The sequence below is a fragment of the Xenorhabdus griffiniae genome (assembly GCF_001028135.1).
In the GTDB taxonomy this organism is placed as follows: domain Bacteria; phylum Pseudomonadota; class Gammaproteobacteria; order Enterobacterales; family Enterobacteriaceae; genus Xenorhabdus; species Xenorhabdus bakwenae.
The window spans coordinates 1-12594 of sequence record NZ_LDNM01000060.1; the positions used below are offsets into that span (position 1 = coordinate 1).

At 44.9% G+C, this 12594-nt stretch carries 13 protein-coding genes and 1 tRNA gene; 5 read left to right on the forward strand and 9 right to left on the reverse strand.

The window, feature by feature from the left end:
- Window positions 1-407: 407 nt before the first annotated feature.
- From purK to ppiB, 4 genes are all read right to left on the reverse strand, one after another.
- Entirely contained in the window at window positions 408-1481 is a 1074-nt protein-coding gene (gene purK, locus AAY47_RS13225; RefSeq protein WP_047770616.1) for a 5-(carboxyamino)imidazole ribonucleotide synthase, read from the reverse strand.
- Window positions 1478-2002 (reverse strand): 5-(carboxyamino)imidazole ribonucleotide mutase, encoded by a 525-nt coding sequence (gene purE / locus AAY47_RS13230; protein WP_047770624.1) that lies wholly within the window; start codon window positions 2000-2002, stop codon window positions 1478-1480. Before purE ends, purK begins: the two co-directional genes overlap by 4 nt.
- A 177-nt stretch (window positions 2003-2179) precedes the next feature.
- Window positions 2180-2902 (reverse strand): UDP-2,3-diacylglucosamine diphosphatase, encoded by a 723-nt coding sequence (locus AAY47_RS13235; RefSeq protein WP_047770617.1) that lies wholly within the window; start codon window positions 2900-2902, stop codon window positions 2180-2182.
- A gap of 24 nt (window positions 2903-2926) precedes the next feature.
- The gene (ppiB, locus tag AAY47_RS13240; RefSeq protein WP_047770618.1) at window positions 2927-3421 is read right to left on the reverse strand and encodes a peptidylprolyl isomerase B; all 495 of its coding nucleotides are present in this window, start codon (window positions 3419-3421) and stop codon (window positions 2927-2929) included.
- 270 nt (window positions 3422-3691) lie between these two features.
- Here ppiB and cysS point away from each other — a divergent pair, with 270 nt between their 5' ends.
- Window positions 3692-5074 carry a cysteine--tRNA ligase gene (gene cysS, locus AAY47_RS13245; RefSeq protein ID WP_047770619.1) on the forward strand — a complete coding sequence of 461 codons (1383 nt, stop codon included), beginning with the start codon at window positions 3692-3694 and terminating at the stop codon, window positions 5072-5074.
- 136 nt (window positions 5075-5210) lie between these two features.
- Here the strand turns inward: cysS and sra are convergent, their stop codons facing one another.
- The 4 genes from sra to folD all read right to left on the reverse strand — a co-directional run bounded on the left by sra (window position 5211) and on the right by folD (window position 8058).
- Window positions 5211-5447 carry a stationary-phase-induced ribosome-associated protein gene (sra, locus tag AAY47_RS20715; protein ID WP_072059792.1) on the reverse strand — a complete coding sequence of 79 codons (237 nt, stop codon included), beginning with the start codon at window positions 5445-5447 and terminating at the stop codon, window positions 5211-5213.
- A 349-nt stretch (window positions 5448-5796) separates the two neighbouring features.
- Window positions 5797-6834: an IS630 family transposase gene (locus tag AAY47_RS13250; protein WP_152669812.1), complete on the reverse strand. Its 1038-nt coding sequence runs from the start codon at window positions 6832-6834 to the stop codon at window positions 5797-5799.
- Window positions 6835-6970: 136 nt separating this feature from the next.
- A complete protein-coding gene (gene ybcJ, locus AAY47_RS13255) occupies window positions 6971-7183 on the reverse strand; it encodes a ribosome-associated protein YbcJ (protein ID WP_047770620.1) in 213 nt (70 codons plus the stop codon).
- The gene (gene folD / locus AAY47_RS13260) at window positions 7183-8058 is read right to left on the reverse strand and encodes a bifunctional methylenetetrahydrofolate dehydrogenase/methenyltetrahydrofolate cyclohydrolase FolD (RefSeq protein WP_047770621.1); all 876 of its coding nucleotides are present in this window, start codon (window positions 8056-8058) and stop codon (window positions 7183-7185) included. Before folD ends, ybcJ begins: the two co-directional genes overlap by 1 nt.
- A 190-nt stretch (window positions 8059-8248) precedes the next feature.
- Between folD and AAY47_RS13265 the strand changes: the two genes are divergently transcribed.
- The 4 genes from AAY47_RS13265 to AAY47_RS13280 all read left to right on the forward strand — a co-directional run bounded on the left by AAY47_RS13265 (window position 8249) and on the right by AAY47_RS13280 (window position 11503).
- Window positions 8249-8325: transfer RNA gene (locus tag AAY47_RS13265), tRNA-Arg, on the forward strand.
- 160 nt (window positions 8326-8485) lie between these two features.
- On the forward strand, window positions 8486-9700 hold the full coding sequence (locus tag AAY47_RS13270) for a tyrosine-type recombinase/integrase (RefSeq protein ID WP_047770622.1): 1215 nt from the start codon (window positions 8486-8488) through the stop codon (window positions 9698-9700).
- Window positions 9701-9916: 216 nt separating this feature from the next.
- Entirely contained in the window at window positions 9917-10123 is a 207-nt protein-coding gene (locus tag AAY47_RS13275) for a helix-turn-helix transcriptional regulator (RefSeq protein WP_047770623.1), read from the forward strand.
- A 93-nt stretch (window positions 10124-10216) separates the two neighbouring features.
- Window positions 10217-11503 carry a toprim domain-containing protein gene (locus AAY47_RS13280; RefSeq protein WP_327213540.1) on the forward strand — a complete coding sequence of 429 codons (1287 nt, stop codon included), beginning with the start codon at window positions 10217-10219 and terminating at the stop codon, window positions 11501-11503.
- Window positions 11504-11744: 241 nt separating this feature from the next.
- On the opposite strand, the gene AAY47_RS13285 is transcribed toward AAY47_RS13280, so the two are convergent.
- The coding region (locus AAY47_RS13285) for an IS110 family transposase (RefSeq protein ID WP_047770627.1) at window positions 11745-12594 on the reverse strand (850 nt) is incomplete at its 5' end.

A 12594-nucleotide genomic window follows, 5' to 3' on the forward strand; every position in this document is an offset into this window, starting at 1 on the left:
CAGTTGATGAGCTGTTTACAGAGCATATTGAATATGCCATGTTATGATGATTTTGCTATAGTCCACAAATGACCGGCTTGAGAGCCTAATTCTTTGCCTAAGTCATAATGCAATTCGGGTTTGAAATCGAGCATTTCAGGGTTATCACCTATGGATTTAAAGATGCAGCGAGACAGCAAGAGAACGAATCTCCGGCAGAATAGATAACGATGTGACCGAGCGTAGCCAACAAAGCTGCAACTGGAAAGCCGACGGGATATCTAATAGAAGAGATTAGGCCTTGTGCAAGGTAAAGAGAGCGTATTATCAAATGGATTTAGCACACTGATTATTAGCAATAAACGTTAACCAAATCGGGAAGTGGTAGCTTATTTTAATCACTACCACTTTCTTTAGTTGGCAATTGATCAACTGAATTTATCTTGTGCCCATTTAAGGCTGCTTTGGTATTCTGTTGGCAATAGGGAGGCTAATGTTTGCAACGTTGTTTTCAATGTTCCCTTATCAGCATGGGTTACATTTAAGTGGCCTACTTTACGTGCAGGACGAACTTCTTTTTCATACCAATGTAAACGAACCAGCGGCAAATTCAGCCATGCGGGATTCACCTCTGTGCCGATCAGATTGATCATGACGGATGGTGCAAAGATTTCTGGTTGTGGCATAGGAAGATTCAAGATCGCCCGCAGGTGAAGTTCAAACTGGCTGATAGAAGCGCCGTTTTGTGTCCAGTGACCACTATTATGAACCCGTGGAGCCAATTCATTGATCAGCAAATTATCGCCAACAATAAAACACTCCATCGCCATAACACCAACATAGTTCAGGTGATTCATGATGGTGGATAGCATCTGCTCTGCTTGCTGTTGAAATGGCTTATCGGCGCTATTATCAGGTAAAGCAACACTGGTACGCAAAATACCTTCCTGATGCAAATTGTGAGTCAAAGTATAGAATACTGATTCACCTTTGGCATTACGGGCTCCTACCAGCGAGACTTCCCCCGAAAACGGAATACCCTGTTCCACAATACATTCACCGTAAATTTCAGGTGGAAGCGTTGTTTCATCACCCGGCCGGATACGCCACTGACCACGCCCGTCATAGCCCCCAGTCCGTCGTTTGACAATGATAAAATCGCCTAACTCTGCAAATAGCTGTGGCCATTGTTCGGGAGAGGAAAGCCGTTGCCACGGCGCGGTTGACAAACCCAACGTATCCATGAGCTGTTTTTGTGGCAAACGATCCGCCAGTTGCGGAAAAATCTCACGATTGATAAACGCCTGATGATGAGCCAGTTCGCGGGTTAATGCGGTTTCGGGCCAACGCTCAATTTCTGCGGTGATCACGCTGCTTTGGTAGGGCACTGCCTCCGGTTCGGCATCCAACCCAACAGGATAAACAGCGATCCCTAACGGTTCACCGGCTTGACGCAGCATTCTGCCTAACTGACCATTTCCCAATACACAAACGGGCTTCATGCATCCTCCCGTGGATCTGGATTATCCAAGACAGCCTGAGTTTGTTCACTGCGCCAATCTGATAAACGTTGAAACAGCACACTGTCATGCAACGCCAGCACCTGAGCCGCCAACAATGCGGCATTTGCTGCTCCTGCCTTACCGATAGCCAGTGTACCAACCGGAATGCCCTTTGGCATTTGGACGATAGAATACAGGCTATCAACACCGCTAAGCGCCGCGCTTTGTACCGGTACCCCAAACACAGGCACTAAGGTTTTAGCTGCCAACATCCCCGGTAAATGTGCTGCTCCACCTGCACCCGCGATAATCACATCAAAACCGTTTTCTTGCGCTTGTTCTGCGAAACGAAAAAGTTTATCTGGCGTTCGGTGTGCCGAAACAATTTCAACACGAAAAGGAATAGCCAGTTCGGTCAGGATATCGGCTGCATGTTGCATGGTTGCCCAGTCGCTTTTAGAACCCATGACAATGGCGATTTTGGCGTGGTTTTGGGGTTCTATTTCTGTTGGAGAAGTCATTGTTGGGGTAATAGCTATTGTGGGATCAGAGCTGGACGTCATAAATCAGATGCTCCTGTATTGGGTGTCTACCAGAACAAAGATGAAATTTCAGACGGCGGATCATATCATGCTAATAGCATGAGGAAAACGTTTGCGTCGTTTGATTTATCGATTTTTACAAAATAAGCAAGGCGCTTAGAAGGCGAAGGATATTAACTCAATAGCCGTTTCTGTAACTTTGAACATCGAACCTTGCTCATGCCATGCCCCTAATACACCGCGATGCATGGTCTTATCGCCAATCTGAATATCGTGTATTGCTGGGCGGTGAGTATGACCGTGAATGATCCAATCTGTTTGATATTTTTTAAAATGTTCGGTAACAGCCTCTTGATTGACATCCATAATAGATGAAGATTTTTGGCTGTTGGCATATTGGCTACCTGCTCGCATTTTGGCGGCAATTTTCAAACGGATAAATAAAGGAAGAAGCAGGAATAGCCGTTGTATCCATGGAGTATGTACTCGCTTACGATACTGCTGATAGTTGATATCATCGGTGCATAGCGTATCGCCATGCAAAATCAGAATACGTTTACCGTGCAACTCCAGTACTTTTTCCTGTGGAAGCAGAATCAAGCCGCTCTCTCTGGCAAAACGGGAGCCGAGCAAGAAATCACGATTGCCATGAATGAAATAACAGGGAATACCTTGTTGTTTCAGTTCATTAAGGGCCTGGGCGATTTTAGTATGCAATGGGTTGGGATCATCATCACCAATCCAGTAATCAAAAAAATCACCGAGAATATAAAGACTTTCAGCGTGGATTGCATCTTCACGTAAAAAACGCAGAAAACCGGCAGTAATTGCCGGTTCTTGTTCACTGAGATGCAAGTCTGCAATAAACAGTGTACTCATGTAGCGATGATTCTCTAACGGTAATTATTCGCTGACAGTGACACGTTCAATGATCACATCTTCATGTGGTACATCTTGGTGCATACCGCTGCGGCCAGTAGAAACACCTTTGATCTTATCAACTACATCCATGCCTTCAACGACTTCGGCAAATACGCAATAACCCCATCCATCCGGGCGCTCTGAACGGAAGTTCAGGAAATCGTTATCGACAACGTTAATGAAGAACTGGGCAGTTGCAGAGTGTGGATCATTGGTGCGTGCCATAGCGAGGGTGCCACGGCTGTTTTTCAGGCCATTGTTGGCTTCGTTCTTGACAGGCGCTTTAGCTGTTTTCTGCGTCATGCCAGGTTCAAAGCCACCACCTTGAATCATGAAGCCATTGATAACACGGTGAAAAATAGTGTTATCATAAAAACCTTCCGAGCAATAACTCAAGAAGTTTTCAACGGTTACAGGTGCTTTATCAGCGAATGTTTTGATTGCGATATCGCCAAAATTGGTGTGGAAAGTCACCATAATAAAAATCCTAGTAATAGTTTTGATTGACCCTATATAGGGGGTTTTGAACAACCGCTGTTATATCATATCTCAGATTTTGAGTCAGTACTCAGGGAAAGTATCAGAACAAGACGGTTTATGACGCTTGCAAAGCATTGCATATCAAGGTGAAATGTCTGATCTGGCTTCTCTCTATTCTCATTTATTTATCTTGCTGATAAAGAAGCCTATAATCAGTCAATTTATTTGATTTTATTACACGTACATAATTTTTACGGAAACCCACTGATGCTAAAAATTTTCAATACTCTCAGCCGTCAAAAAGAAGAATTTAGGCCGATTCACGAAGGGAAAGTGGGCATGTACGTGTGTGGCATCACTATTTATGACTTGTGTCATATTGGTCATGGCCGAACATTTGTGGCATTTGATGTGATTTCTCGTTACCTGCGTTATCTGGGATATGATCTGACCTATGTCCGTAACGTCACTGACGTGGATGATAAAATTATTAAACGCGCCATCGAAAACAATGAAAGTTGTGACGATTTGACCGCACGTATGTTGGCAGAAATGCACAGCGATTTTGATGCATTGAATATCCTGCGCCCGGATTTAGAACCTCGTGCAACGCAACATATCCCAGAGATCATTGCAATCACGGAAGCGCTGATTAAGCGTGAGCACGCTTATGTTGCCGCTAATGGTGACGTTATGTTCTCCATCGACACCAACCCTAATTATGGCCTGCTTTCCCGCCAGGATTTGGAACAATTGCAGGCTGGCGCCCGTGTTGAAGTGGCAGATGTAAAACGTAACCCAATGGATTTTGTATTATGGAAAATGTCCAAACCGGGTGAGCCGAGTTGGGAATCTCCGTGGGGGGCTGGCCGTCCAGGCTGGCATATTGAATGTTCCGCCATGAACGGCAAGACGCTGGGTCATCACTTTGATATCCACGGTGGCGGTTCTGATTTGATGTTCCCGCACCATGAAAATGAAATTGCCCAATCAACTTGTGCCCATGATGGTTCTTACGTCAATTATTGGATGCATTCAGGCATGGTCATGGTGGATAAAGAGAAGATGTCCAAGTCGTTGAATAACTTCTTTACCATCCGTGATGTATTGGCCTATTACGATGCTGAAACCGTGCGTTATTTCTTATTATCCGGTCATTATCGCAGCCAGTTGAATTATACGGAAGAGAACCTGAAACAGGCGCGCACTTCCCTTGAACGTTTGTATACTTCCCTGCGTGGTACAGATAAATCCGTTCAACCTGCGGGTGGAGAAACATTTGAAGTCCGTTTCGTTGAAGCAATGGACGATGATTTCAATACACCAGAAGCGTATTCAGCCTTGTTTGATATGGCGCGTGAGCTTAATCGTCTGAAGGCAGAAGACATGGTTGCGGCTAATGGTCTGGCGGCAAGGTTACGTAAATTGGCCGGGATTCTTGGTCTTTTGGAACAAGATCCAGAACACTTTTTGCAAGGCGGAACACAGGCGGACGACGATGTTGCCCGCATCGAAGCACTCATCAAACAGCGTAACGATGCCCGTAAAAATAAAGAGTGGGCATTGGCGGATGCGGCGCGCAACCAGTTAAATGAAATGGGAATTGAGCTGGAAGATGGCCCGCAAGGAACAACATGGCGTCGTAAATAATCGATTTTGCTTTATCGAACACCAGAACCGCCCTTAAATGGGCGGTTCAGTCTTTCATGTCTTTGCGCTTTGATAGCGAGATTTTTTTAGTTGTAGTACTTAGTGGTATAAATGAGCGGAATAAAAACCGACAGATTTATTGATGACTACTTAAGTGCTCAGGATAGAAAGCATTTCCAGCGTGATACGTGATTTTTCCAGAAACCGCATCCCGTTTCATGGCAACGAAAGAAGAATGACTCAGAGGCTCTGGTATTTGATGGGTGTCATCACGGGAAGCAGGATGAAGAAGAGAAATTTTTACTCTACGTTTAGAATTACTTAATTTATAAGGCAAACCTAACAACCTTCTTGCAGCTCTATTACTTAACATAATTAACTCCGTTTCAGTTGTACATAAGCTTCTCAGTATAGCGACTTATTAGAAGATTGATATGATTGTTTGTCAATATATCGTCAGCGTCACATATTTTGCGAATAAAAACAGATAAATCTGTAATCAGCAAAAACAATATCCACCAATAATATTGGTGTTATGATTGACATCATATTATTTAATATTTATATATCACCTTATACTGGTTTATATAAAATAATTAATTTCTATTTATACTCGATAAACTTCAAGTTGCAATCCGCAAGACGACGCGAGGCCTTATATTTCCCCGCTGTGCGGGGAAATATAACACGCATCTTGAAGTCGGATTGGTATATATACCAATCTAACTTGAAGATGCCGGTTTTAAAATCTGAAAATTGTCAGTCAGTCGAGTCGTCAGTTCTTTCGCTTTTTCGGGCAAAGTGACATGAAAAAAGTGACGAAGGGTTTGACGGAACGTCTTCGCATTCGGAAAATAGACATTGTTACGCACTTGCTCATTCATATATTTCCACAATCGCTCTATCGGATTGAGGTTTGGGCTGTAAGGCGGTAGGTAATGCAATTCAATATTCAGGACATACGCAATATCTTTCACCAACTCGGCTCGGTGGTAACCCGCACCATCCAGAATAATATGGATTTTTTGCGAAAGCGGGTAAGTTTCCCGGATCGCCCCGAAGAAATACGCGATATTTTCAGCATTGATGCTCGGATATTCACGGATCACGGTGTCTTCAATACGTTGTAAATTGAGGGCACCCAGAATATTGAGACGGGTACGACTGCCGGTGGTTTCGATCTCTTTTACCTGATTCTTTCCCGCTTTCATCCAGCCATAGCTGAGCTTTGTGGATTGTGAAGGATGCACCGCATCAATAAATAGGATAGGCTCATTCTGACCCGCTTCATCTTTCAGAGATTGGTAGTAATCAATAAATTGTTGCTGTTTATTCGCATCGAATTTATGAAGCACTCCCTTGGGTTTTTTGTAGCTGAAACCTTGGCGGTGAAGCCATTTCGTTATTCCGCCCACGCTGAAAGAGACCTGCCAACGTGTTCGGACATAGGCCACAATTTGAGTGGTAGTATGCATCAAATTTGTCGTCAAATAGTCAATCAGGTCGGCGGTTTGTTCGGCAGAGAGATGGCTTTCAGAGCCGCCATTTTCCGGGGTGAGCTTTTCCTGCGCGATGAAATCTTTTAGGTGACGGCTTACCGTACTTTCATGAATACGCAAGGCCTGTGCAATCATCTGGGCAGTCCAGCCCTCTGACGCTAAAAGCACGGCCTTGATGCGATCACAGACTCGACTATCACGAGTAGTATCATGCATCAATTCGAGGGCGCGTTTTTGTTCTGGTGTCAGATGAATTTTCATGGTTGCAAGCATGATCTGGTTTGGATAAGAAATCAAGCATCTTCAATGGCGATAGGTATAAAATAAAAAGACAATACCTTAATACAAAAGGTACTGTCTTTCTGAAAAGTATTAGTGATAATGTTTACTTATTGAATTACTCTTCAACGCGAACAGATTCGCCATTAAAGGCAACAACTTTACCAGCAGTAATTTTGCAGCGTTTGCGAGTTTCGAGTTGGCTATCAACCTGTACCAAACCTTCTGCAATCACGGCTTTTGCCGCAGCACCACTTTCACACCATCCTTGAAATTTCAGCAAATCACATAACTCGACATAAGGGTGGTCATCTAAATAAAAAATTTTCATCAATAACCTTCAGTTGTATCTATATCATGGTATTCCTCGCAAGCTTGCAAGGTATTTTGAATCAATGTTGCAACGGTCATCGGTCCGACACCGCCGGGGACAGGGGAGATCCAACTTGCGCGTTCAGATGCCTTATTGAAATCCACATCACCAATGACTTTGCCATTTTCCAGCCGATTGATACCAACATCAATCACAATTGCGCCTGGCTTAATCCATTCACCAGGAATAAAGTTGGGCTTACCAACAGCAACAACCAGTAAATCTGCCTGCTCAACATGCTGACGTAAGTTTTTGGTAAAGCGATGCGTTACTGTCGTTGTACAGCCAGCCAACAGCAATTCAAGGCTCATTGGGCGTCCAACGATATTAGAAGCGCCGATAATAACGGCATTTAGCCCATAGGTATTGATATTGCAGCGTTCAAGCAAGGTTACAATTCCGCGGGGAGTACAAGGGCGCAGTTTCGGAGCGCGCTGACATAGACGACCGATATTATAAGGGTGGAAACCATCCACATCCTTATCGGGATGAATGCGTTCCAGTACTTTGACATTATCAATGCCGGCAGGTAAGGGGAGTTGAACCAAAATACCATCGATTTGCGCATCGGCGTTCAGATCATCTATCAGGGAGAGCAATTCAGCTTCGCTGGTAGTATCAGGTAGGTCATAAGAGCGGGACATAAACCCGACTTCTTCACAGGCGCGGCGTTTACTGGTGACATAAATTTGAGAAGCAGGATTTTCTCCCACTAAAACGACGGCAAGACCTGGTGCTCGTTTTCCGGCGGCAACACGCTGCCTAACTTTTTCTGTAACTTCGTTTCTGATTGTCTGCGCAATCGTTTTCCCATCAATAATTTTTGCTGACATGTATTTAAGATTCCATTATCAAGTATAGGAATGGGGGCTATTTTGTCAGAACATGAACCGCCTGTCAGTTTTATTAATAATCATAAAATGAACATATGAGCGAAAAGGGCATTGACTCATTCCATTATGCCCGTATAATCCGGTGCTGCGTTAAGGCATTAATAATGTTTCTTATTCTATATACCATAATGCGCCCTTAGCTCAGCTGGATAGAGCAACGGCCTTCTAAGCCGTAGGTCACAGGTTCGAATCCTGTAGGGCGTACCATCCTTTCATATCTTAACGTCTTCCGAAGTCTATAAAACCCCAGTAAATCCGCAGTATTGGCCTTTTCCCCTTCTCCTGTAGTCTAGTAAGGTATGTAATCTACGATCTTATAGGGGTATATTTAGGGGTACGTTCAGGTTCAATGAAATGAGATACCCCCATGAAGCTAACAGCCCGACAGGTGGACACTGCCAAGCCGAAAGAGAAACCCTACAAACTTGCCGATGGCGGCGGACTCTATCTATTGGTTAACCCGAATGGCTCTCGCTATTGGCGGTTAAAGTATCGGATCGCAGGCAAAGAAAAATTGCTCGCGTTGGGGGTATATCCTGAAATCTCCCTCGCAGAAGCAAGAGCCAAGAGAAATGATGCACGACGAAAGCTATCAGATGGCAATGACCCGATAGAGGAAAAAAGAGCTGAAAAGGCTGCTAAGGTGTTTGCGGTCAGCAATAGTTTTGAATCCGTCGCTATTGAGTGGCACGAATATAAACGCCCTAACTGGTCAAAAGGCTATGCCGAAGACATTCTGGAATATCTGAAAAAAGATATCTTCCCGTATATTGGTAAACGTGCCGTTACCGAGATTAAACCTGCTGAAATGCTGGCTGTGCTGCGAAAAATGGAGCAACGCGGTGTTTTGGATAAATTGAAAAAAACCAGGCAGGCGTGTCGGCAAATTTTCACCTACGCCGTTATTACCGGACGGGCAGAGTTCAATCCCGTTACTGATCTTGCCAGTGCACTCAAAGCGCCCAAACAAAAACACTTTCCACATCTTTTAGCTGACCAGATACCTGATTTTCTCATTGCATTAAGTGGTTATAGCGGCAGTCTGATGACGCAATCAGCGGCACGTATGCTGATGCTGACCGGAGTGCGCACCATCGAACTGAGAGAATCGGAATGGAGTGAATTCGATTTCGGTAATGATCTCTGGCAAATCCCTGCTGAACGAATGAAAATGCGCCGTCCCCACTGTGTTCCTCTATCACATCAGGTTAAAGCCCTTTTAATTAAGCTGCACGAAATCACAGGGCGTGGAAAATACGTTTTCCCCGGTCGTAGCGATGCAGGGAAGCCGATGAGTGAAGCTGCCATCAATCAGGTGATTAAGCGCATTGGTTATGATGGCAAGGCTACAGGCCACGGCTTCCGCCATACCATGAGTACAATCCTGCATGAACAGGGCTATAACACAGCTTGGATCGAAACTCAGCTTGCTCATGTTGACAAGAACAGCATCCGGGGTACTTACAACCACGCGCAATATCTGGATGGTCGACGGGAAATGCTGCAATGGTATGCGGATCATATGGAGATGCTGGAACGAGGCAAAAATGTCCTGATCGGAAAATTTGGCAAAAGGGCGTAAAGAAGCGGTGATTTTTCATACTTTGTTGGCAGTGCCAGCAAAGTACGCTTTTTATACAGAATACCGATAAAAAGGTAGAAGTTCCTAAAAAAATAAATTCAACAAATCGGAAAAACAATTAACGCTGTTCATTTAATCTTGCTTTTTAAATAATCCGCCTGTCATCAAACAACGTCCACGATGAGCGCTCAAGGACTCGGTAACAGGAGAAAAAATATGACAATGACAGCGGCGAAGGAAAACCTTATTCGTTTGCCGGAAGTTCAACGCCGGACGGGTTATAGCAAAGCGTGGATCTACAAACTGATTAGAAATGGAGAATTCCCGAAACAAGTCAAACTCGGCTCTCGCTCAATTGCTTTTATTGAATCAGAAATTGATAACTGGATTGCGAAACGTATCGAGGAGTCACGAGCGGCATAACACATAAAAGAAAATGACATAAAAAACAACGCCCCAGTGTGCTGTCACACATCTGAGGCGTCTGACCAACAACCGTTATACGGAGTAACGATGATGGCTGATATACAGCATACCCAAACTCACCCTAAATTTACATCTTCAGATATCACTGATAGCCAAAAACCGCTCGACCTGATCCAGACGGTGAAAAGATCCGCCATGTGCCATTGGGAAAATCTGTTGCCTGCTTGTGGCATTGAAATTCCAGCAAAGGGTAAACATGGTGCCTGCCCTGTCTGCGGTGGCACTGACCGTTTCCACTTTATTGATCATCACCATCACGGCAATTGGCATTGCCGTCAGTGTGATGATCCAAACTATGGTGATGGGCTGGATTTAGTGGCAAGAACTAAAGGGATTTCGATTACTGAGGCGGCAAAAATCGTTGCGGGTGCGCTGGCATTGCCTTTACCAAACCCCAAGCCAGCCAGAGAAACCATTCAAACCACGCAGTCAATTGCCGAAAAAGTAGTAGCACTGATGGCTCAAACTGTTGCTGGGCAATCTCCCTATCTAGCTGCAAAAGGGTTGGATTTTCCTAATCAGCGGTTATTGCTCAATAATTCGACTTTGTTGCCCATGGCAACACTGGATAAAAAAGTAACAGGTGCGCAGATTATCAAACCGGATGGAACGAAAAAGTTACTGTCTGGCAGCCAGAAAAAAGGTGCGTTTATTCCCGTTTCAGAGCTGGAAGATTATCCCAACACGGTGATCATTACCGAAGGTTATGCCACAGCTTTGACCGTTAGCCAGTTACATCAAGGATCGGCTCTGGCGGCGCTGGATGCAGGTAATTTGTTCTCTGTCGCCAAAGCCGTTCGGGAGCGGTGGCCGGACATAAAAATCATTATTGCAGCAGATAATGACTGGCATCGCCCCGACGAACTGGATAAGCACGGGAAACCCAAAATAAATGTCGGCAAGATCTCAGCAGAAAAAGCAGCCCTTGCGGTTAATGGTTGGGTTACGTTGCCACCGACAGAGTACCAAGCCGATTGGGATGATTACCGCCAACAACACGGTGTAGACACAGCAAAACAAATCTTTACTCAGGGGCTTTACCAACCAATATCAACCAAGAAAAAAGCCGCTATTCAACCTAATGATGTCGAACCGTCTAAGCTGACATTATGTCAAATGGGAGCCAGCCAGCGTGGGGAGGTTTTACTGGCACGCTATGACGGTGATTTGGCACTGGATGACGCTTCGGAAACCGTTCATCACTATGACGGTATTGTTTGGCATCCGGTCAGTGACCGTGATTTAAAACGGGAAATGGTGGCGGCCTTTATGGAAGAAAATCTATGGTCTTCCCCGTTTTTGCAACACTCATTTTGATGTATGGTTGGCTTGCTTAAATCTATCCGGCGTCTCTATGAGTATGGATACCCGCGCCACGATGAGTTCTGCGCCTGATGAACCTTAAAAACTCCCCGGCTTCAATGAGCCATTTTGTTTCTTAGGTTATTCATCAGGCCGATTGGCCGTTCATGTCATCAATAATCAGTCTTCGCAAAACCAGATAGGTAACGTATATTTCACTGTTTAATCATCAAGTTATTTAATCAGCCAGCCTCTATTAGGCCTGATACTCATTTTGCCGAGTCGTGATTGCCCAGGCTATTCGTGCCAGCTTATTAGCCAGTGCACAGGCAACCACATTCGAATGTTTCTTGCTCAGTTGTGCCTTAACCCACTCGGCAAGTCTCCCATGCTGATGCTCAAGCCGCATCATAAACGCCCGGGCGCATTGAACCAGCAATCGGCGCAAATTTTTGTTGCCGCGTTTGCTGATATCCAGCAGAGTCGGTTTTCCCCCTGTACTGTATTGTCGGGGAACAAGCCCCATCGAAGCAGCAAAATCCCGGCTGCATGAAAATTGTTTTCCGTCACCCAGCTGGGATGAAAGTAGGCTGGCGGTAATGGGTCCCACCCCCGGTATAGTCATCATGCGTTGAGTCGCATCGTCCGCTTTGATGGACTGTTTTAATTCTAATTCCAACGTGGTTATTTGCTCGACAAGATAAAGGTAATGGGCATGTAATTTCATCAGCAAACGGCTCAGATAATCGGGCACGTCGTGTTCTGCCAGAACCAGAGATAACCGTTTAATGACCGCCTCGCCTTTTGGCAGACTGATACCAAACTCCAGCAAAAAGGCGTGCATTTGGTTAGTGGTCTTTACCTTATCTTTGATGAGTGATTCTCTGACACGATGCAGTGCTCTCATCGCCTGTTGCGTCTCCGTTCTCGGCTGGACAAAACGCATTGAGGGGCGTGATGCTGCTTCACATATCGCCTCTGCATCAACGAAATCATTTTTGTTACTTTTGACAAAAGGACGAACAAACTGCGGAGATATCAGCTTCGCATCATGGCCTAAATCAGCGATCCGGCGAGCCATAAAATGTGCACCCGCACAAGCTTCC

What these genes read in the sequence shown, in the direction of transcription:
- ppiB (WP_047770618.1), bottom strand. Translation starts at nt 3,421, where the DNA reads ATGGTGACTTTCCACACCAATTTTGGCGATATCGCAATCAAAACATTC.
- AAY47_RS13280 (WP_327213540.1), top strand. Translation starts at nt 10,217, where the DNA reads ATGGCTGATATACAGCATACCCAAACTCACCCTAAATTTACATCTTCA.
- folD (WP_047770621.1), bottom strand. Translation starts at nt 8,058, where the DNA reads ATGTCAGCAAAAATTATTGATGGGAAAACGATTGCGCAGACAATCAGA.
- cysS (WP_047770619.1), top strand. Translation starts at nt 3,692, where the DNA reads ATGCTAAAAATTTTCAATACTCTCAGCCGTCAAAAAGAAGAATTTAGG.
- AAY47_RS13275 (WP_047770623.1), top strand. Translation starts at nt 9,917, where the DNA reads ATGACAATGACAGCGGCGAAGGAAAACCTTATTCGTTTGCCGGAAGTT.
- purE (WP_047770624.1), bottom strand. Translation starts at nt 2,002, where the DNA reads ATGACTTCTCCAACAGAAATAGAACCCCAAAACCACGCCAAAATCGCC.
- AAY47_RS13270 (WP_047770622.1), top strand. Translation starts at nt 8,486, where the DNA reads ATGAAGCTAACAGCCCGACAGGTGGACACTGCCAAGCCGAAAGAGAAA.
- ybcJ (WP_047770620.1), bottom strand. Translation starts at nt 7,183, where the DNA reads ATGAAAATTTTTTATTTAGATGACCACCCTTATGTCGAGTTATGTGAT.
- sra (WP_072059792.1), bottom strand. Translation starts at nt 5,447, where the DNA reads ATGTTAAGTAATAGAGCTGCAAGAAGGTTGTTAGGTTTGCCTTATAAA.
- AAY47_RS13250 (WP_152669812.1), bottom strand. Translation starts at nt 6,834, where the DNA reads ATGAAAATTCATCTGACACCAGAACAAAAACGCGCCCTCGAATTGATG.
- purK (WP_047770616.1), bottom strand. Translation starts at nt 1,481, where the DNA reads ATGAAGCCCGTTTGTGTATTGGGAAATGGTCAGTTAGGCAGAATGCTG.
- AAY47_RS13235 (WP_047770617.1), bottom strand. Translation starts at nt 2,902, where the DNA reads ATGAGTACACTGTTTATTGCAGACTTGCATCTCAGTGAACAAGAACCG.